The sequence below is a fragment of the Lysinibacillus sp. FSL M8-0216 genome (genome assembly GCF_038595555.1).
In the GTDB taxonomy this organism is placed as follows: domain Bacteria; phylum Bacillota; class Bacilli; order Bacillales_A; family Planococcaceae; genus Lysinibacillus; species Lysinibacillus fusiformis.
In genome coordinates, this window is sequence record NZ_CP152007.1 from 1,012,225 (window position 1) to 1,033,481 (window position 21,257).

The 21,257-nt window shown below is 38.8% G+C and carries 17 protein-coding genes; 12 read left to right on the forward strand and 5 right to left on the reverse strand.

Annotated elements, in window-relative coordinates:
* From MKX57_RS04685 to pyrE, 7 genes are read left to right on the forward strand one after another with little or no spacing between them, the layout of a single operon-like run.
* The gene (locus tag MKX57_RS04685) at positions 1-1,278 is read left to right on the forward strand and encodes a dihydroorotase (RefSeq protein ID WP_239354252.1); all 1,278 of its coding nucleotides are present in this window, start codon (positions 1-3) and stop codon (positions 1,276-1,278) included.
* The gene (locus tag MKX57_RS04690) at positions 1,278-2,378 is read left to right on the forward strand and encodes a carbamoyl phosphate synthase small subunit (protein WP_008173828.1); all 1,101 of its coding nucleotides are present in this window, start codon (positions 1,278-1,280) and stop codon (positions 2,376-2,378) included. Before MKX57_RS04685 ends, MKX57_RS04690 begins: the two co-directional genes overlap by 1 nt.
* Entirely contained in the window at positions 2,371-5,568 is a 3,198-nt protein-coding gene (gene carB / locus MKX57_RS04695; RefSeq protein ID WP_008173826.1) for a carbamoyl-phosphate synthase large subunit, read from the forward strand. Before MKX57_RS04690 ends, carB begins: the two co-directional genes overlap by 8 nt.
* A 1-nt stretch (position 5,569) precedes the next feature.
* Positions 5,570-6,343, forward strand: a complete 774-nt coding sequence (locus MKX57_RS04700) for a dihydroorotate dehydrogenase electron transfer subunit (RefSeq protein ID WP_008173824.1) — start codon at positions 5,570-5,572, stop codon at positions 6,341-6,343.
* Positions 6,340-7,251 carry a dihydroorotate dehydrogenase gene (locus MKX57_RS04705; RefSeq protein WP_096363706.1) on the forward strand — a complete coding sequence of 304 codons (912 nt, stop codon included), beginning with the start codon at positions 6,340-6,342 and terminating at the stop codon, positions 7,249-7,251. Before MKX57_RS04700 ends, MKX57_RS04705 begins: the two co-directional genes overlap by 4 nt.
* Complete coding sequence (pyrF, locus tag MKX57_RS04710) at positions 7,251-7,955, forward strand: orotidine-5'-phosphate decarboxylase (RefSeq protein ID WP_239354253.1); 705 nt, start codon at positions 7,251-7,253, stop codon at positions 7,953-7,955. Before MKX57_RS04705 ends, pyrF begins: the two co-directional genes overlap by 1 nt.
* A 3-nt stretch (positions 7,956-7,958) precedes the next feature.
* Positions 7,959-8,588, forward strand: coding sequence for an orotate phosphoribosyltransferase (gene pyrE / locus MKX57_RS04715; RefSeq protein WP_008173819.1), 630 nt, complete (start codon positions 7,959-7,961; stop codon positions 8,586-8,588).
* Between the two features lie 103 nt (positions 8,589-8,691).
* Here pyrE and MKX57_RS04720 read toward each other — a convergent pair.
* The 3 genes from MKX57_RS04720 to MKX57_RS04730 all read right to left on the reverse strand — a co-directional run bounded on the left by MKX57_RS04720 (position 8,692) and on the right by MKX57_RS04730 (position 12,678).
* A protein-coding gene (locus MKX57_RS04720) for an IS3 family transposase (protein ID WP_085961709.1) occupies positions 8,692-10,049 on the reverse strand; the annotation gives its coding sequence in 2 pieces (ribosomal slippage) (positions 8,692-9,596 and positions 9,596-10,049; 1,359 coding nt in all).
* Between the two features lie 155 nt (positions 10,050-10,204).
* Positions 10,205-11,554 carry an IS1182-like element ISBsp5 family transposase gene (locus MKX57_RS04725; RefSeq protein WP_008174389.1) on the reverse strand — a complete coding sequence of 450 codons (1,350 nt, stop codon included), beginning with the start codon at positions 11,552-11,554 and terminating at the stop codon, positions 10,205-10,207.
* A gap of 335 nt (positions 11,555-11,889) precedes the next feature.
* A complete protein-coding gene (locus MKX57_RS04730; protein ID WP_090001919.1) occupies positions 11,890-12,678 on the reverse strand; it encodes an MBL fold metallo-hydrolase in 789 nt (262 codons plus the stop codon).
* A gap of 745 nt (positions 12,679-13,423) precedes the next feature.
* Between MKX57_RS04730 and MKX57_RS04735 the strand changes: the two genes are divergently transcribed.
* Genes MKX57_RS04735 through MKX57_RS04755 form a run of 5 tightly spaced genes read left to right on the forward strand, consistent with a single transcriptional unit; the run spans position 13,424 to position 19,108 of the window.
* A complete protein-coding gene (locus MKX57_RS04735) occupies positions 13,424-14,437 on the forward strand; it encodes an ABC transporter ATP-binding protein (RefSeq protein ID WP_036226357.1) in 1,014 nt (337 codons plus the stop codon).
* Positions 14,434-15,369 carry an ATP-binding cassette domain-containing protein gene (locus tag MKX57_RS04740; protein WP_008173813.1) on the forward strand — a complete coding sequence of 312 codons (936 nt, stop codon included), beginning with the start codon at positions 14,434-14,436 and terminating at the stop codon, positions 15,367-15,369. Before MKX57_RS04735 ends, MKX57_RS04740 begins: the two co-directional genes overlap by 4 nt.
* 1 nt (position 15,370) lies before the next feature.
* Positions 15,371-16,333: an oligopeptide ABC transporter permease gene (opp4B, locus tag MKX57_RS04745; protein ID WP_008173810.1), complete on the forward strand. Its 963-nt coding sequence runs from the start codon at positions 15,371-15,373 to the stop codon at positions 16,331-16,333.
* Positions 16,334-16,368: 35 nt separating this feature from the next.
* On the forward strand, positions 16,369-17,268 hold the full coding sequence (locus MKX57_RS04750; RefSeq protein WP_008173808.1) for an ABC transporter permease: 900 nt from the start codon (positions 16,369-16,371) through the stop codon (positions 17,266-17,268).
* A 16-nt stretch (positions 17,269-17,284) separates the two neighbouring features.
* The gene (locus MKX57_RS04755; RefSeq protein ID WP_090001917.1) at positions 17,285-19,108 is read left to right on the forward strand and encodes an oligopeptide ABC transporter substrate-binding protein; all 1,824 of its coding nucleotides are present in this window, start codon (positions 17,285-17,287) and stop codon (positions 19,106-19,108) included.
* A 161-nt stretch (positions 19,109-19,269) separates the two neighbouring features.
* On the opposite strand, the gene MKX57_RS04760 is transcribed toward MKX57_RS04755, so the two are convergent.
* Together MKX57_RS04760 and MKX57_RS04765 are read right to left on the reverse strand one after the other, a co-directional pair.
* Entirely contained in the window at positions 19,270-20,196 is a 927-nt protein-coding gene (locus MKX57_RS04760) for an ATP-binding cassette domain-containing protein (protein WP_342532230.1), read from the reverse strand.
* Positions 20,189-21,244 carry an ABC transporter ATP-binding protein gene (locus MKX57_RS04765; RefSeq protein ID WP_090001915.1) on the reverse strand — a complete coding sequence of 352 codons (1,056 nt, stop codon included), beginning with the start codon at positions 21,242-21,244 and terminating at the stop codon, positions 20,189-20,191. The genes MKX57_RS04760 and MKX57_RS04765 overlap by 8 nt, the downstream gene beginning before the upstream one ends.
* Positions 21,245-21,257: the final 13 nt, after the last annotated feature.

Genomic DNA, 21,257 nt, shown 5'->3' on the forward strand with positions numbered 1-21,257 from the left:
ATGACGAAAGTACTTCAAAATGTGCAAATGTTAAATGAACAAGGTGAGCTGCAAACAGTCAATATCGCCATGGCAGAAGGAATAATTACAGCAATTGGCCAAGATGTAACGGTAGTAGGTGCGGAGGTTATTGAGGGTAAAGGCTTTATTGTAGCGCCAGGCTTTGTCGATGTGCATACACATTTACGAGAGCCAGGCTTTGAACATAAAGAAACAATCGCAACAGGGTCTGCCTCAGCAGCAAAAGGTGGCTTTACGACAATTTGCGCCATGCCAAATACAAAGCCGGTACCAGATTCAGTGGAAAACATGCAGCTTATTAATGGGCTGATCAAAGAAAGTGCTGTTATTCGAGTACTCCCATACGGTTCGCTAACAAAGGATATTTCTGGGGAAGTTCGAACAAATGTGGAGGAGTTAAAGGCGCATGGAGCTGTAGCGTTCTCAGATGATGGCGTAGGAATTCAGCTTGCTTCAACCATGTATGAGCAAATGAAGGATGCTGCCCAGCACGATATGGTAGTTGTAGCGCATTGCGAGGACAATTCATTAATTTATGATGGGGTTATGCATGAAGGAAAGCGGAATAAGGAGCTTGATCTTCCAGGGATTCCTTCCATTTGCGAATCCGTTCAAATTGCACGAGATGTACTGCTTGCTGAGGCTGCAGGTGCACGCTACCATGTTTGTCACGTATCAACAAAAGAATCTGTTCGTGCGGTAAGAGATGCAAAGGCAGCCGGAATTCGTGTAACAGCTGAGGTTTGTCCGCATCATTTATTACTTGAAGAAATGGATATTCCATCTGATGATGCGAACTGGAAAATGAATCCACCGTTGCGTGGGGCTGATGACAAAGATTCGCTACATGCCGCACTACTTGATGGGACTATCGATTGTATCGCGACAGATCATGCGCCACATACAGTGGAAGAAAAATGCTGTGGTATGGTGGGCGCACCATTTGGCATTGTAGGTTTCGAAACAGCCTTTCCACTACTCTATACACAATTTGTTGAAATAGGAAAATGGACTTTAAAACAATTAATCGACTGGATGTCCGTGAAAGCAGCTGAAATTTTTGATCTACCATATGGCACATTAGCAGTTGGTGCTTCAGCGGATATGATTTTAATAGATATTCAAAAAGAACAAACAATTGATGCGGAAGGCTTTGTATCAAAAGGACGTAATACACCATTTAACGGTTGGGTTGCAAAAGGTTGGCCGGTACTAACCATTTTTGAAGGAAATATCGTATATCAGGAGGCAGAGTAATGAAAAAACGTTTACTAGTTTTAGAGGATGGCACAGTATTTACAGGTACAGCATTTGGGAGTGATCGTGCTTCACAGGGTGAGGTTGTATTTACGACAGGTATGACAGGGTATCAAGAAACAATTTCAGACCCTTCATTCTACGGTCAAATTGTTACATTGACGTATCCAATGGTAGGAAACTACGGCATTAACCGAGATGATTTTGAGTCCATCACGCCAGCTATACGTGGATTTGTGGTACGCGAACTAGCTAAAACGCCTTCTAACTTCCGTTGCGATTTAACATTAGATGACTATTTAACATCGAAAGATATTCCTGGTATTGAGGGAATTGATACGCGTAAATTAACACGTATTATTCGTAGTAAAGGATCAGTAAAGGCGATTTTGACAGCAGCCGATGAAGAAGTAAATGTGAGTGAGGTTATCGCGCAATTGCAAACGACACCAGCTATAACACACCATGTACGTGAAGTATCGCCAAAAGCTGCCTATCCATCACCTGGACGAGGTAAACGAGTGGTCTTAATTGACTACGGCATGAAACACGGCATTCTTCGTGAATTAAATAAACGTGATTGTGATGTACTAGTCGTTCCTTACAATACGTCAGCTGAAGAAATTTTAGCTTGGCATCCAGATGGCATCATGCTATCAAACGGACCAGGAAATCCAGAAGATGTCCAAGAAGGTATCGAAACAGTACGTAACTTAATCGGAAAAGTGCCAATGTTCGGTATTTGCTTAGGTCATCAAATCTTTTCGTTAGCGAGTGGAGCGAAAGCCTTTAAACTACCATTTGGACACCGTGGTGGCAATCATCCAGTAAAAGATTTACGCACAGGTCGTACAGATTTAACATCTCAAAATCACGGCTACGCTATCGATATCGAATCATTACAAGATACTGATTTAGAATTAACGCATATCGCCTTAAATGACGGTACATGTGAGGGTGTACGTCATAAAAAATATCCAATTTTCACAGTACAATACCACCCAGAAGCATCACCAGGACCAGAAGATTCAAACCACTTATTTGATGAATTTATCGAAATGATGGAAGTAGAAGCAGGGAAGGGGAAACAACATGCCTAAACGTACAGATATTGAAACAATTTTAGTAATCGGCTCAGGCCCTATCGTCATCGGACAAGCAGCAGAATTTGACTACGCAGGAACACAAGCTTGTTTGTCATTAAAAGAAGAGGGCTACCGTGTTATCTTAATCAACTCAAACCCTGCCACAATTATGACTGATACAGAAATTGCGGATAAAGTTTATATCGAACCGATTTCTCTTGATTTTGTCTCTCGCATTTTACGTAAAGAACGCCCAGATGCTATTTTGCCAACGCTTGGTGGTCAAACTGGTCTGAATATGGCGATTGAATTAGATCAATCAGGCATCTTAGATGAGCTTGGTATAGAAATTCTTGGAACAAAATTAGATGCTATTCATAAAGCAGAGGACCGAGATTTATTCCGTAACTTAATGTACGAATTGGGTGCTCCAGTACCTGAGTCTGATATTATCCATTCCTTAGACGAAGCGAAAAAGTTTGTAGTCAAAATTGGTTACCCTGTTATTGTTCGTCCAGCCTTTACGCTAGGTGGTACAGGAGGCGGTATTTGCTACAATGATCAGGATTTAGAGGAAATCGTAACATCAGGCCTTAAATATTCACCCGTAACACAATGCTTACTAGAAAAATCAATTGCAGGCTATAAAGAGATCGAATATGAAGTAATGCGCGATGCAGTCGATAATGCCATTGTGGTATGTAATATGGAAAATGTTGACCCAGTAGGAATTCACACAGGTGATTCGATTGTAGTAGCACCGACTCAAACACTATCAGATCGTGAAAATCAAATGCTACGTAATATTTCATTAGATATTATCCGAGCGTTAAAAATCGAAGGTGGCTGTAACGTACAGTTAGCACTAGATCCATATAGCTTCAACTACTATGTAATTGAAGTAAATCCACGTGTATCACGTTCTTCTGCTTTAGCCTCTAAAGCAACAGGCTATCCAATTGCCAAGCTAGCAGCAAAAATTGCAGTTGGTTTAACATTAGATGAAATTAAAAACCCTGTAACAGGATCAACATATGCTTGCTTTGAGCCTGCTCTAGACTATATTGTCGCTAAAATCCCACGCTGGCCATTCGATAAATTCGAATCAGCTAAGCGTAATCTTGGCACGCAAATGAAGGCTACTGGTGAAGTGATGGCGCTAGGCCGTACATTCGAGGAAGCGATGTTAAAAGCGGTTCGTTCACTTGAAACAGGTCAAGTTCACTTAGAGCTAAAGCATCCTGAAGACAACTCTGATTCTTGGATCGAAAAACGTATCCGCAAGGCTGGGGATGAGCGTTTATTCTTCATCGGGGAAGCATTACGCCGTGGTGTGACAATTGAACAAATCCATGAATGGTCAGCCATTGACTTATTCTTCTTAAATAAATTTAAAAACATTGTAGATATGGAACAAACACTAGTTGACCATAAAGATGATCAAGAAGTGCTACGTACGGCAAAACGCTTAGGCTTTGCCGATAAGAAAATTGCTGAGCTTTGGAACACGACAGAAGAAGCAATCTACGCATATCGTAAAGAGCATGGAATTATTCCTGTCTATAAAATGGTTGATACATGTGCAGCAGAGTTTGAATCTGAAACACCTTACTTCTACGGCACATACGAGGAAGAAAACGAATCGATTAAGTCAGAAAAACCGTCTGTAGTAGTACTAGGTTCAGGACCGATTCGCATCGGGCAAGGGGTAGAATTCGACTATGCTACTGTCCATTCAGTATGGGCCATTCAAGAGGCAGGCTATGAAGCAATCATTATTAACTCAAATCCAGAAACAGTGTCTACGGACTTCTCAATTTCTGATAAATTATACTTCGAGCCATTAACAATCGAGGATGTTATGCATATTATCGACTTAGAACAGCCAATCGGAGTTGTTGTTCAATTCGGTGGTCAAACAGCGATTAATCTTGCTGATAAGTTAGCTGCAAATGGTGTGAAAATCTTAGGAACTTCTCTAGAGGATATCGACCGTGCAGAAAACCGCGATAAATTCGAACAAGCTTTACGAGACTTAGATATTCCACAGCCACAGGGTGAAACAGCGGTTTCTACAGTGGAAGCACTTGCCATTGGTGAGCGTCTAGGCTTCCCAGTACTTGTTCGTCCTTCCTATGTGCTAGGTGGACGCGCGATGGAAATTGTTTACAATCAAGAAGAGTTAAAGCACTACATGGAGAACGCAGTGGAAGCATCTCCAGATCATCCGGTTTTAGTGGACCGTTATCTAACAGGTCAGGAAATTGAAGTAGATGCTATCTGTGATGGAGAAAATGTATTAATCCCAGGTATTATGGAACATATTGAGCGCGCAGGGGTACACTCTGGTGACTCTATATCAGTTTACCCCCCACAGAAATTAACACAGCATCAAAAGGATACATTAGTAGACTATACAACACGTCTTGCAAAAGGTCTTGGAATCGTTGGCTTAATGAACATTCAATATGTAATTTCCCAAGGTGAGGTATTTGTCATCGAGGTGAATCCACGTTCATCACGTACAGTACCATTCTTAAGTAAAATTACAAATATCCCTATGGCTAATATTGCAACGAAAGCTATTTTAGGGAAATCAATTGTCGAGCAGGGCTATCCAACAGGGTTAGCGCCTGAACAAAAAGGTGTATTTGTGAAAGTTCCGGTGTTCTCATTTGCCAAATTACGCCGTGTAGATATAACATTAGGCCCTGAAATGAAATCTACTGGGGAAGTAATGGGCAAAGATGCAACTTTAGAAAAAGCACTTTATAAAGGTTTAGTTGCAGCTGGAATGGAAATTCGCACAGAAGGAACAGTATTGTTTACAGTATCTGATAAGGATAAAGAAGAAGCAATCGCATTAGCGAAACGTTTCTCAACAGTAGGCTATCGCATTGTAGCGACTGAAGGAACAGCAAAAGCATTTGAAGAAGCTGGAGTGCGCACAGATGTCGTTGGCAAGATTGGTGCGAAAGGACAAACACTGATCGATCTGATCCAAAATGGTGAAGCTCAGCTTGTTGTTAATACATTAACAAAAGGTAAGCAACCAGCTCGAGATGGTTTCCGAATCCGTCGTGAGTCTGTAGAAAATGGCGTACCTTGTCTCACATCATTAGATACAGCAGAAGCAATGGTACGTGTCATCGAATCTATGACATTTACAGCAGAGGAAATGCCAAAAGCGGAGGTAGTACACTAATATGATACGTCAAGAGAAAATGACGGTCGTCTCTCAAAAGCAAATTGCGACAAACATTTTCGAACTGACACTTCATGGTCAACTGGTTCAGGATATGACTCCTGGCCAGTTTGTCCATGTAAAGGTGTCGGATTCATTGGAGCCGCTTTTACGTCGACCGATTAGTATTGCAAATATAGATAAAGACAACAATGAATTTACAATGATCTACCGTGCTGAGGGTCGTGGTACCAAAGTGTTAGCGACAAATCGTGAAGGTCAACAGGTCAACGTCCTTGGTCCAATTGGCAATGGTTTCCCAGTAGACGCAGTAAAAGAGGGAGGAACAGCCCTGCTAGTTGGTGGAGGAATCGGAGTGCCTCCACTACACGAGCTTTCCAAGCAATTAAACGCACGTGGTGTTAAAACAATACATGTGCTCGGCTTTCAAACGGAAGATGTATGCTTCTACGAGGAAGAATTCAGTGCCCTTGGAGAAACGCACTATGTAACGGTTGACGGCTCTAAAGGGACAAAAGGCTTTGTGACAAATGTGTTAGAGTCCCGAGCACCTGAATTCGATATCTTTTATTCTTGTGGTCCTCTACCAATGTTAAAAGCGCTTGAAGGCTTCTATCCAGAAAAAGAAGGATTTTTATCATTTGAAGAGCGTATGGGCTGCGGTATTGGTGCTTGTTTTGCATGTGTCTGCAAAACAACCGATCAAGTAGCAAAAGATTATGTCAAAGTATGCTCTGATGGTCCAGTTTTCCCGAAAGGTACGGTGGCATTATGAGTCGTTTAAACATTCAATTACCAGGTTTAGATTTAAAAAACCCTATTATGCCAGCTTCCGGCTGCTTTGGCTTTGGACGTGAATATGCACAGCTTTACGATCTATCTAAGCTAGGGGCAATCATGATTAAAGCAACAACAGTTGAAACTCGTGCAGGTAATCCAACGCCGCGTGTAGCTGAAACAGCAGCAGGGATGTTAAATGCAATTGGCCTACAAAATCCAGGCATTGAAAAAGTGATGAATGAGGAATTAAAATTTTTAGAGGGCTACGATGTGCCAATCATTGCCAATGTGGCCGGAACGGAGACTGAGGATTATGTAGAAGTAGCAAGACGTATTTCGGCAGCACCTAATGTCCAAGCTCTAGAGCTGAATATTTCTTGTCCAAATGTTAAGTGTGGTGGCATTCAATTTGGGACTGACCCTACCACAGCGCGAGAGCTTGTTAAAGCGGTTAAAGCTGTATCCACTGTTCCTGTTTATGTGAAGCTATCACCGAATGTAACGAATATCGTAGACATTGCTTTGGCTGTGGAAGCGGGTGGCGCAGATGGTATAACAATGATTAACACATTAGTAGGTATGCGTTTAGATGAGCGGACAGGGAAACCAGTCATCGCGAATGGCACAGGTGGCCTATCGGGCCCTGCTGTAAAGCCCGTAGCCATCCGAATGGTTTATGAAGTATACAAGGCTGTCAATATTCCGATTATTGGCATGGGAGGTGTGACAGAAGCACAGGATGTCATTGATTTTATGTCCGCAGGTGCTTCGGCTGTAGCAGTAGGCACAGCAAATTTTGTAGACCACTTCGTTTGCCCAAATATTATTGATGAATTACCAGCAAAACTTGACGCACTTGGAGTAGAACATATAACAGATATTATTGGAAGGAGCCATCGTTAATGAATACTAAACCTATACTAGCATTAGATTTTCCAGGAGAAAAAGAAGTATTCGATTTCTTAAAGCACTTCCATGAGCCTCTTTTCGTGAAAATTGGTATGGAAATATATATGCAAGAAGGACCTGATATTGTTCGCAAAGTAAAAGAATTAGGTCATGATATTTTTCTTGATTTAAAACTGCATGATATCCCGAATACAGTAGGCTCTGCTATGAAGGGCTTAGCAAAACTAGGAGTAAATTTAGTGAATGTCCATGCGGCAGGTGGTCGTCCAATGATGGAGGCTGCCCTAGAAGGTCTAGAAGCCGGAACATCTGCTGGCAAGGAACGTCCAGCATTAATTGCCGTAACACAATTAACTTCCACAACAGAGGAGCAAATGCAGGCAGAGCAAAGAATTACTTTATCCTTACAGGAGTCTGTTCTACATTATGCACGTCTCACAAAACAAGCTGGCTTACAAGGTGTCGTTTGTTCAGTACACGAGGCGAAGGCAATAGCTGAAGTGTGTGGTGATGATTTTCTTCGTGTAACACCTGGGATTCGTTTAGCAGGTGGCGCTGCACACGATCAAAAACGTATTGCCACACCGGATGGGGCAAAGCGTGATGGTTCTTCACTCATTGTTGTTGGACGTGCTGTAACAGGTGCACAGGATCCAGTAGCGGCATATAAAATCGTAAGTGAATTATGGGAGGCATAAATAATGACATTACAAAATGAAATTGCACACGCTATGCTAAAGGTGGGTGCTGTAGAATTAAATCCAACTGAATTATTTACATGGGCATCTGGTATTAAATCACCTATATACTGTGATACACGTTTAACAATCTCGGACCCTATTATTCGTAAACAACTTGCAAATGGCTTAGCAGCTGTAATTAAAGAAAATTTTGGTGCGACGGAAATAGTAGCAGGTACAGCAACAGCAGGTATTCCACATGCAGCATGGGTAAGTGATATTTTAGAATTACCAATGGTTTATGTACGCTCTAAAGCGAAAGAACATGGCCGTGGCAATCAAATTGAAGGAAAATACGCAGCGGGTCAAAAAGTAGTTGTAGTAGAGGATATCGTCTCAACAGGTGGTTCTTCGATCACGGCAGTTGAAGCATTACGTGCAGCAGGTTGTGAAGTACTAGGAGTTGTTTGTGTCTACACATATAATCTCCCACGAGCTGAACAAGCATTTGATGAAGCAGGCATCCAATATGTCTCATTAACTAACTTCGATTATCTGATTGAAGCAGCAAATGAATCAGGTGCGATTAAAGAAGATGATATTCCATTCTTAAAAGAGTGGCATGCAAAATTAAAGGCAGGAGAGCTATAATGAAAAGCTGTTCTATAGGTTATTTGACCTGTAGAACAGCTCAGACTGTAGACAAAAGCCCATCGAGAAGTTGATCTGACCCAAAAAAGTTAGACATATTTAGTTAAGCAACTGCTAAGACCTGAGTTCGGTACTCCACCGGGCTTAGGTCTTTTAATTTTTCTTTCATTCGTTTGTGATTGTAGTAGTGAATATAGTCATTGAGCTCCTGTTCAAAATGTGCCATAGATTCAAATTCTTGTAGATACAGGAGTTCAGATTTTAATAAGCCAAAGAAATTTTCGATGACTGCGTTGTCCAAACAATTACCCTTACGGGACATACTCTGCGTAATACCATGTTGCTTTAATGTTTGTTGATACTTTTTCATTTGATAATGCCAACCTTGATCTGAATGAAGAATAACTTGATCACTTGATTCAAGGCGCTCCAATGCTTGTTCTAACATATTATGGACTAGTTTATACACTGGACGCTTCATAACCGAGTATGCAATGATTTCGCCATTACATAGATCAAGGACGGGTGATAAATAGCGTTTCTCACCAAATAGATGGAACTCTGTCACGTCTGTTACCCATTTCTCGTTCATTTTTTCCGCTGTAAAATCGCGTTGTAATATGTTTGGGGCAATTTTTCCGACGTTACCTTTATACGAACGATATTTCTTCATGCGGACTTCACACTTTATGCCAATGGCATTCATCAAGCAGTTAATCGTTTTCGGATCATGATGAATACCAAATTTTTTTAGTTCTTTGGTGATCCGACGATAACCATAACGTCCCTTATGTTCATGATAAATGGACTGAATTGCGACTTTCACATCAGCGTATTTATCATGACGATTCAAACGCTTTTCCCAGTAATAATACGTACTACGTGGAATATCAGCGACTTTGATTAATTCCACTACTTCATAGATTTCCTTTAGTTCATAAATTACTTGCGCTTTGATTTGATTGGTAATTTTTCTTGCATTTGAACTAAAGTATTCAACTTTTTTAAGTACGCATTCTCCATTTCTAATTGTTTGATTCGTGCTTCTAACGCCTCAACAGATCCTTCAGCTGGTGTTGATTTCGTTGTTCTTTTTGTCTCTTTTTTCATAGATAGATGCCCCTTTTTCTTAGAAACAAGAGCATCATAACCACCAACTTCAAACTTCAACTTCCAATTCCGAATCATGCCAGGAGATGAAATATTGAATAGTGCAGCTGTGTCTCTCGAAGATGTACCTGTCTCGTTCATATAATTAAGTACATTCATTTTATAGTCAGCTGAATAGTTTGTATAGGACTTTAAGAAAGTCTCTACGCCATTTTTTTGATAACGGCGAACCCATTCACTGACAATCTGAGCTGTAACACCGATATCATTCGCAATTTCGATCAAAGTTTCATTTCCATTTAAATATCGTTGAACTGCTTGAATACGTTGTTCAACACTTACTTTTGTCATAAAAAAACCCCCGTAAAAGTTAGATTAATGTCTAACTTTTACGGGGCAGTTCAAGTTCACTCTCGATGGCTTTTGTCATTTTTCTTCCTATTTTATCTTTAACATTTGGTAATATACTACCAAATTCAACATACTCTTCGAGTATAGTTGCTCTCTTAAGCTACTTGCCACGTCCAAGTAGCCAATTTCTTCAAATTCATGGCAGCAAAAGTAAGCATCGCCTGCATGGACAATTTTTTTAGACCTCTTAAGGTTGTCCATCGCATACCATGCTTTTCTTTTGCATCTGCAAAGACACGCTCAATCGTTTCTTTGCGCTTTGCATAAATCTGTTTGATGTCATAGGAATGGCGTAAATGTTCAGCTTCCTCCACATACGACTCCCAAATATGACGTTGAATGAGTTTTTGATGATGCTTACTTTCTGTACATTGGGAAAGGCTTGGACACTTCGCACAAATCAAAGGATTCGATTTATATTGGCGATATCCTTCCTTCGTCGTTGTCGCATACTTCAATATCTGCCCTTGTGGGCAAAGATAACAATTATAGTGCTCGTCATATGTATACTCGTGCTTTCGGAAGAATCCATCTTTCGTTTTAGGACGTGTATACGGAAGAACAGGCAACATTTGATTCTCTAACAAAAAGTTCGTAATCGCTGGTGTTTTATAGGCTGCATCTGCCGCAACAGCTAATGGTTTTTGAACGTTTTGAATGACCCTTTCAACAAGTGGCTGCAATACATGGCTATCGTGTACATTTCCCGGAGTCACAATGGCACCTAAGACAAAGCCCTTTTCATCTGTCGCAGCATGAAAGGAATATGCAAACTGTTTTGTACGTTCATCCTTCACGTAATAGCCACTTTCAGGATCTGTCGTACTTTCCTTTATTTCTTTCCATTCTTCCTTTTCAAACTTCTCCGGGGGAAAGGGCTTTTTTCCGTGTTCTTCACGATCTATATTTAACTCTAATTGAAGTTTTTCTTCATAAGCCCGTGTTTCTTTTCGCACAACCTTTTTATCATACTTCCGTTTATTCGCACTCGCTTTCACATGCGTGGAATCGATAAATAAATGGTCTGCATGGAGGAGTCCTTGATGCATAATCTCTTTTAAAATACGATAGAATATCTGTTCAAATATATCGGTGTCTTGAAAGCGACGGACATAATTTTTACCGAAGGTAGAGAAATGCGGGACTTCTGTATGGAAGCCAAATCCTAAAAACCAACGATACGCCATATTCGTTTCAATTTCTTTGATGGTTTGACGCATGGACCGAATACCAAAAACGTACTGAATAAACGTCATTTTAAAGAGAACAACAGGATCAATACTAGGACGCCCATTAGGTGAATAGAGATGTTCTACTAAAGGATAGATAAATGAAAAATCAATAGCAGCCTCTAGTTTTCGCACTAAATGATCGTTGGGAACTAATTGATCAATCGTTAACATTTCTAATTGTTCACGTTCATTGGTTTGATTTTTCGTCATCATGGTTGATCACCTCAAAATAGTTTACTTTTTATTAATAGATTAATAAGGAGTTCTTTATGTAGAAGTTGATTGGAACGAAGGGCGGCGACTCCTGCGGGAAAAGCGGGAAAGTCGAGATCCTGGACTGAGCGAAGCGAGGGAAGCAGCTCGACCCCGCCCGCGGAAAGCGTCCGCCCGTAGTGGAAATCAACGGCTTTACTTTATTTCATTGTAAAAGAAAAAAGACTGTAGGCAAACTCAAAATTCATCGAGTTTGTCTACAGTCTGAGCTGTTCTATAGGTTATTTGACCTGTAGAACAGCTTTTTTCTTCCTATTTAAATAGGGAGAGGGTATTTAAAATTGAATACTAAAACCATTAAAACGATGTATACCTGTCCCAAAATGTACTAGATTATTCTCTCGAAGTGTAATAACTGCCTTTTTTACCTCTAATAAGATAGAAGGGTCAAGACCTAATGTATGATGTGAACCAAAAATTTTAGTAAGAGAAGGTAAGTTAGCTATCTTCTCTAAAGATTGGACTAAATCCTCAGGGCTAGTAGTTGGAAAGAATGCATAAATAGGAGCTTGATCATATAGTAAGTCCCCTGTAAACAAATAACCATATTTATGGTCCAAAAGCGCAATATGGCCAGGAGAGTGCCCTGGCGTGTGGAGAATAGATAATTTTCGGTTCCCTATATTTATAACATCTCCATCTTCTAATACACCTGAAGGCTGTCCCTGAAAAGGCTTGTAGTGCGATGGATTAAACGTTTTGGGTGTGGGTAACGTAATATTACGGCCAACATCCGTTCTAATCTGTTCGATAGATAATTTAGGGATACCATGGATTAGCCAATCAACTTCCTCTTTATGAACATAAATATCATGAAACGCCCCATGACTACCAATATGATCCCAATGGACATGTGTTGTAATCACAGTAATGGGGAGAGATGTTAATTGTTTACTAATCCTTTGAATATTATCGATCCCAAGACCTGTATCAATGAGAACAGCGCGTTTTTCCCCAATTAATAAAAAAGAATGTACTTTTTCCCAATGACCATATTCACTTATAGCATACGTTTCATTATTGATTTCTTCTACTGTAAACCATTCATCATTAATTTTTGCCATCACAGACAACCTTTCCATATGCTGAAATTAAAAAATAATATAATAAAACTTTGTCATTGGAAATTTTAACATAAAAACATGTAATTTCCTTTAAAAATATTCTAAATAGTATTTTTATATTGAATATTATATAAAAATTCGTCAATTCGGAATAATTAAGAAGTATGGTAGATAGCCAAAAATTAAAAGCTTTAAATTGTTTTCTCAAAGTAATTTGAAATATTAGCACTTCAACGCCCGAAATTATTCATTGAAAGTAAAAATGTGTGAAATATAACTTTACCCTAAAAGTTAACTTTTAATTTTTTGCTATGAATTACTTGTTTCTTTAAGATTAATAGCATTTTATTTGTGAATATAAATTTATGACATGATTATTTTTGTTATATTAAAATAATTTTTATTTGTGAAAATTGTAACTTTGTAAAGAAGAAGTAAAATATTTCTTACAACCAAAATATAAAAAAACTATTTTTAAAAGGGAGATGTATGGTGGAAATTTATATGCCGGATTGAAAAAATTTGAAAAAGGGACTTGCGTTTATACATGTTTTCTAGCTAAAATAATAGCACGGTTTAATTTTCAGATAATTCTATCAGTGGATGACAAGTGGAAGGCAAAAAAATTATTAAAAACACGCTTGCCAAGATAAAAAGGAGAGGAGAAGAGAGAAAAACTATATATAATTCTGATATAAAGTACCGTTTGTATTTTCAGAATATTGAATTATAGAGGAGAGATTGTTTGAATACAGCAAAAGAATTACTAACAATAACAAATTTGACTACAAGTTTTCGCATAAAAGATACATACCACGCTGCTGTAGATGATGTCTCACTTTCGCTTCAAAAAAATGAGGTATTAGCAATAGTTGGAGAATCCGGTTGTGGTAAAAGTACGTTAGCGACTACAATTGTAGGCTTGCACAACGAAGTAAATACAAAGGTTACTGGTGATATTTTTTATAATAATCAAAATCTAGCTAAATTGAATGACCAACAATTTAATAACTTACGTGGTAATGATATAGGATTTATTTTTCAGGACCCACTTTCAGCACTTAACCCTTTAATGAGAATTAGCGAACAAATTGAAGAGGGGTTAATCTATCATACAAAGCTTTCAAAACAACAGCGAAGTGAAAGAGTATTAGAATTACTAAATCAAGTTGGGATTGCAAACCCAGAACGTGTAGCTAGACAATTTCCTCATCAGCTATCGGGGGGGATGCGTCAGCGTGTCATGATTGCAATCGCCTTATCATGTAAGCCTGCTATTTTAATTGCTGACGAACCAACAACAGCTTTAGATGTTACAATACAGGCCCAAATTCTGGACCTGTTAAAAGCATTACAGACTGAGACTGAGACAGGCATTATTCTCATTACGCATGATTTAGGTGTTGTAGCAGAGATGGCTGACCGAGTTGTAGTTATGTACGCAGGTGAAGTCGTAGAAGAGGCGCCCGTTCAGGAGTTATTCAATAATCCAAGGCACCCTTACACTCGTTCACTATTAAATTCAATTCCACAAACACATAGCGAAAATGAAAGACTCGAGGTTATTCAAGGAATGGTACCATCCTTAATTAATTTACCTCGAGAAGGTTGTCGTTTTTCAGGACGTATTCCGTGGATTGATACATCTTCACACGAAGCAAAACCACAATTACATGAAATTGCACCAGGACATTTTGTGAGATGTACCTGCTGGAAACACTTTCATTTTGAAGGTGAAGAAGGGGGCGGGACTGTATGAGCTTTATGCAAATTAAAGATTTAAGTGTTCACTATCCAATACGTGGTGGATTTTTTAATACCGTTGTTGATCGAGTATATGCAGTGGATGGCGTAACAATGGAGTTCGAAAAGGGCAAGACATATGGGTTAGTCGGAGAATCAGGATCAGGTAAATCAACAACAGGAAAAGCGATCATTGGCTTAGAAAAAATCACCTCAGGTCAAATTTTTTATGAGGGTGAAAATGTGACAAATCAGCAGAGAAAAAGGGATTCTGCTTATAACAGAGACATTCAAATGATTTTCCAAGACTCTCATTCCAGTATGAACCCTAGAAAACGCGTTCTCGATATACTAGCCGAGCCTATTCGTAATTTTATGAAGCTTAGTGACCAAGAGGAACGCAAGCGCATTAAAGAGTTGCTTGCTATTGTTGGGATGTCAGAAGATGTTTTACTAAAGTATCCCCATGAATTTTCAGGTGGTCAAAAGCAACGCCTGGGCATTGCGCGAGCGGTTGCTTGTAACCCTAAAATGATTATTGCGGATGAACCTGTTTCAGCGCTTGATTTATCTGTACAGGCACAAGTGTTGAATTTTATGAAAGATATTCAAAATGAGTATGGTCTAACGTACTTATTCATTTCCCATGATTTAGGCGTTGTTAAACATATGTGCGATCACATTTCTATTATGTATAAAGGACGCTTTGTGGAAACTGGCACAAGACATGATATTTATAAAAATCCGCAGCATATATACACGAACCGACTTTTATCAGCCATTCCAAATATCGAACCAGAGACTAGGAATGAACGTAAATTAGTTCGACAACAAGTAGAAGGAAATTATCAACAAGAGCAACATAAATATTATGATGAGCATGGAAAAGTCTATCCACTGAAATCCATTTCAGACACACATATGGTTGCAATGTCAGGAGGAATGTGAAATGTGGAAAACAATAGCTAGAAGAGTAATTTTAATGATTCCTCAAATGTTTGTCTTAAGCTTAATTATTTTTATTTTAGCAAAACAAATGCCAGGTGATCCTTTTACAGGGTTAATTACACCAGAAACAGATCCTGCACGTATAGAAGAACTTAGAATTCAAGCGGGTTATTATGATCCATGGTATGTACAATATTATCATTGGGTGATCAATGCCTTTCAGGGTGATTTTGGACAAAGCTATACATATAAACTTGCAGTGTCCTCATTGATTGGCGAGCGTGCATTAAACACATTTTGGCTTGCCCTACTTAGTACCATCCTTGTTTATTTAATAGCTATCCCATTAGGAATGATAGCAGGACGTAAGCAGGATACTTTGTATGATAAGTCGATTACTCTGTATAGCTTTATAAGCTATGCAATACCAACCTTTGTATTGGGCTTAATTTTCTTATATATTTTTGGCTATCGTTTAATGTGGTTTCCGACGAGTGGAACAGTCGATGTAGGTGTAGAGCCTGGAACGCTCGAGTATTATTGGAATCGCTTGTATCATTTAATACTACCTGCAATGACGTATGCCATTTTAGCGACAACGACGATTATTCAATACTTACGTTCAGAGATTATTGATGCCAAAACACAGGATTATGTTAAGACAGCTCGTAGTAAAGGCGTACCGATGAAAAAAATCTATAGAAGACATATTTTCCGTAACTCTTTATTACCAATTGCGGCCTTCCTTGGCTTTACAATTACAGGTTTATTAGGCGGCTCGATTTTCATAGAGACAATTTTTGGCTTCCCGGGCATGGGTCAATTATTCATCCATTCCGTAACAAGTCGCGATTATAGTGTTATTACAGCTCTTGTTATGCTTTATGGCTTCTTAGCGTTATTAGGTAGTCTATTGTCAGATATCATTATGAGCATTGTTGATCCACGTATCCGCATAGACTAACAGTTACATTGAACGCATAAGGAGAGGTGAATAAAATGGAGCAAAAAAATGATGTAGTGAAAGTTGAAAGTATGCCACCAACAGGAATTCAAGTCGTGATCCGTGAATTCAGAAAAGATAAATTAGCGTTATTGTCATTTATTGGAATAACATTGCTTATAATTGTAATATTGATTATGTCCGCCTTTATGAATCAGGATGAAATATTACGGATTAAATTATTAGAGCGTTTTACAGAGCCTGGTGTTAATGGATATATCCTTGGGGCTGATGAGGCTGGTCGTGATATGTATGGACAGCTAATTATCGGTGCGAAAAATTCTATATTAATTGCAGTTGCTATTACCCTTATTGCGAATGCCTTAGGGATCGCCCTTGGCATTATAATGGGCTATTATGGCGGCTTTATCGATAATTTATTTATGCGTATCATTGATTTCCTTATGACCTTACCGACATTAATGATTATCATTGTGTTAGTTACAATTATTCCGAAATATGGTGTTTTTGAGTTGATTTTGATTTTAAGTGCCTTTCAATGGATAGGGACTGCACGTCTCGTCAGAAGTAAAGCTTTATCTGAAGGGCGTAGAGATTATGTTAGTGCCTCGAAAACAATGGGGACTAGTGATTTTGCCATTATGTTTAAAGGGATACTACCAAATTTAAGTTCGTTGCTAATAGTAGAATTAACGTTAAACTTTGCAGGAAATGTGGGCATTGAAACGGGTCTATCATTCTTAGGCTTTGGTTTACCGCCATCTACACCTAGCTTAGGGACGCTAGTAAGCTATGCAACAAACCCGATAGTATTATCTTCAAAATGGTGGATTTGGTTGCCCGCATCATTATTAATTCTAGTTTTGATGCTTGGTATAAATTATGTCGGTCAAGCGTTAAGACGTGCAGCTGACGCAAAACAACGATTAGGATAAAGGGGAGGATTTACACATGAAGAAGAATTGGTTATTTTTGTCCATTCTATTTGCATTCATGCTAGTTTTAGCAGCCTGCAGTGGTGGAGGCAATGGGTCTGAAAAAGGCACGGAAACTGATAACACAGAAAAATCAGGTGAAACAGAAAAAGCAGGCGAATCAGAAGAAACGAAAGATTCATTATTACCAATGGAGGTAACAAATGAAGGAGACGCAATCCAAGGTGGTACATTACGCGTAGGACTTGTAACAAGCTCTCCATTCCAAGGTATTTTTAACTGGGAGCTATATGAGGATGCTTATGATTCAGAAATTTTAGCATTTGCTTCAAATGTGCTTTTTGAACAAGATGGGAACTTCCTTGTTACAGACAAAGGTATTGCAAAATTAGACGTTGATGCTGATGCAAAAACAGCAACTGTTACAATTCAAGGTGATTATAAATGGTCAGATGGTACACCTTTAACAGCTGATGATCTAATTTTCCCATATGAGCTAATTGGTCATCCAGATTATACAGGTGTTCGTTATGATGATGATTTTAAAAACATTGTAGGTGCAGAAGAATACCATAGTGGTAAAGCAGATACAATTTCTGGTATTACAAAAGTTGATGACAAGAGTATTAAAATCCAACTTAAAAAAGTGTCACCAGCTATTTACTCCATTGGTGACGGTTTATGGGCGTATGCAGAACCTAAACATCAATTAGAATCTATTCCAGTGAAAGACTTACTTGCATCAGATGCAGTGCGTAAAAATCCAGTAACACTTGGTGCATTTAAAATTGATAAAGTCGTAAATGGTGAATCTGTACAGTTTGTAGCAAACGAACATTATTTTAAAGGTAAACCGAAAGTTGATAAAGTAGTACTTGAGGTTGTTCCACCAACTTCAATTGGTGAAGCACTAAGAACAGGGAAATATGATCTTGCAACATCATATCCAACTAATCAGTACGATAGTATTAAGGATCTACAAAACTTAGCGTTATTAGGTCGACCAGAATTATCATATTCTTATATCGGCTTTAAATTAGGAAAATATGATACAACAAATAAAGTAAACGTATTTGATGAAAAATCAAAAATGAATAGTATTGAATTACGTCAGGCTGTTGCGTTTGCAATGGATGTTGAAGGTGTTGCAGAAAAATTCTATCAAGGCTTACGTGAGCGTGGAAATTCTTTAATCCCACCAGTATTTACATCATTCTACGATGCAACATTAGAAGGCTATAATTATGATCCTGAAAAAGCCAAAGAATTATTAGATAAAGCTGGCTTTAAAGATGTTGACGGTGATGGAATTCGTGAAGATAAAGATGGGAAGAAATTCTCTATTCGCTTAGCCTCAATGGCTGGTTCAGAAACAGATGAAGCAATTGTTGAATATTTCCGTCAAAACTGGAAAGAAGTAGGATTAGACGTACAATTAACTACTGGTCGTCTTATCGAGTTCAACGCATTCTATGATAAAGTTCAAGCAGATGATCCTGAAATCGATATGTATCAAGCTGCATGGGGAACTGGAACAAATCCATCTCCAAAAGGATTATATGGTGAAGGTGCTGAATTTAACTTTAGCCGTTATGTATCTCCTGAATTAACAAAATTATTAGACGCCATTGACTCAGAAGAGGCTATGGATCAAGATACACGTACAAAAGCATTTAGAGCATGGCAAGAATATATGAGCGAAAAAGCAATGGTAGTGCCGACTTTCTTCCGTACAGAAGTTATACCTGTTAATAAACGCGTGAAAAACTATAATGTGGAATATGGAAATTCTACAGAACTGCAAGATATTGAATTAACAGCAGATGCTCCAATAAAATAATTGGTATCGAAGAAGCAGTCTTTCTTGATAGAAGAAAGGCTGTTTTTTTCAAAAAAAGAAGTGTATCTGGCTTAAAATAAGTTAAAAGGGGAAAAGGCATTAATATCCCAATTAAAAATCCATCCATTGGAAATCACCAATGGATGGATATACAGTTAGTTTTATCGATTATTAACCCAAGTTTTAACTAAATCAGCAGTGCCATATACATAGTGTTGGTCGCCTACTTCATGATACGATGCAGTTTCGTCAACTTCAGTATGCTTGTACGGAATACGTTGACGACGTTTCTCTGACATTGGGTCAGGAAGTGGGATTGCTGATAATAAAGATTTTGTATACGGGTGAACAGGATGATTGTAAATATCATCTGCTTTACCTATTTCCATGATTTTACCGCGGTACATAACAGCAATACGGTCACTGATGTATTTTACCATCGAAAGGTCATGGGCAATGAAAAGATATGTTAAGCCACGTTCTTTTTGAAGTTGTTTTAGTAAGTTAACAACCTGAGCCTGGATCGATACGTCAAGCGCAGAAATTGGCTCATCGGCAATGATAAATTTAGGATCTAAGCTTAGCGCACGTGCAATCCCAATACGTTGGCGTTGACCACCAGAGAATTCATGTGCGTAACGATTCGCGTGCTCTTTGTTTAAACCAACAGCTTCAAGTAGCTCTTGAATTTTTGCACGACGTTCATTTTTCTCCTTGTAAAGGCCATGGATATCAAAGGCTTCACCAATGATTTCACCAGCTGTCATACGAGGATTTAAAGAAGCGTAAGGATCTTGGAAAATCATTTGCATTTGGCGGTTAAAATTCTTTAACTCATTTTTAGATTTTTTTCCATGAACATTTTCCCCATCGAAAATAATCTCGCCACCTGTAATATCATATAAACGAATGATTGAACGACCCGTTGTTGACTTTCCGCAACCTGATTCGCCTACAAGACCAAGTGTTTCACCTTCATAAACATCGAAGCTAATACCATCTACGGCTTTGATTGGATTACTTGGTGATCCAAAATGCTGCTTTAAGTTTTTAATTTCAAGAATTTTTTTAGCACCAATTTTAGTCATTTTCTTGTGCCTCCTTTGCTAAATACCCTTCAATACGTTTAGCAACTGCTTCAGGAAGAGGAATCTTTGGTGCATCAGGATGCAATAACCACGTTTTTGCAAAATGCGTTTCACTCACTTGGAACATTGGTGGTTCTTGTTCATAATCAATGGCCATTGCGAACTCGTTACGTGCTGCAAATGCATCCCCTTTAGGTGGGTTCGTAAGATCTGGTGGTGAACCAGGAATCGTGCGCAATAACTCATCTGTATCATTATCTAGATCAGGCATAGAACCTAGTAGACCCCATGTGTATGGGTGCTTTGGATTATAGAAAATATCATTAACAGTACCATACTCCACGATTTGTCCAGCGTACATTACGGCTACACGATCTGCAATGTTCGCCACAACACCTAAATCGTGTGTAATGAAAATGATAGATGTTTTCGAGTTCTTTTGAATTTCCTTCATTAGCTCTAAAATTTGTGCTTGAATGGTAACATCTAGAGCTGTTGTTGGCTCATCGGCAATCAATAGCTTAGGATCAGCCGCCAGGGCGATCGCAATAACCACACGTTGACGCATACCACCTGAAAACTCATGTGGATATTGATTATAGCGTTTCTCAGGGAAGGGGATACCTACCTGTGTTAAAAGCTCGATGGCACGGTTTTTTGCATCTACTTTAGAAACTTTTCTATGTTGCAAAATTACTTCAGTTATTTGACGTCCGACCTTCATAGTTGGATTCAAACTTGTCATTGGATCTTGGAAAATCATCGCAATTTCATTTCCGCGTACTTTAGACATTTCTTTATCAGTTAACGGAACTAAATCACGGCCATTAAATAAAATTTGTCCTGACTCATAAATACCAGGTGGCTGCGGAATTAGTTTCATTAATGCATTACTCGTAACACTCTTACCCGAACCTGATTCACCAACTATAGCTAGTGTTTCACCTTCCTTTAAATCAAAGTTAACACCACGTACAGCATGAACAAGCCCAGCATAAGTTTTAAAGTTAATTTTTAAATCTTTTACTTCAAGAATTGTTTTACTCATTTCGGCCACCTCC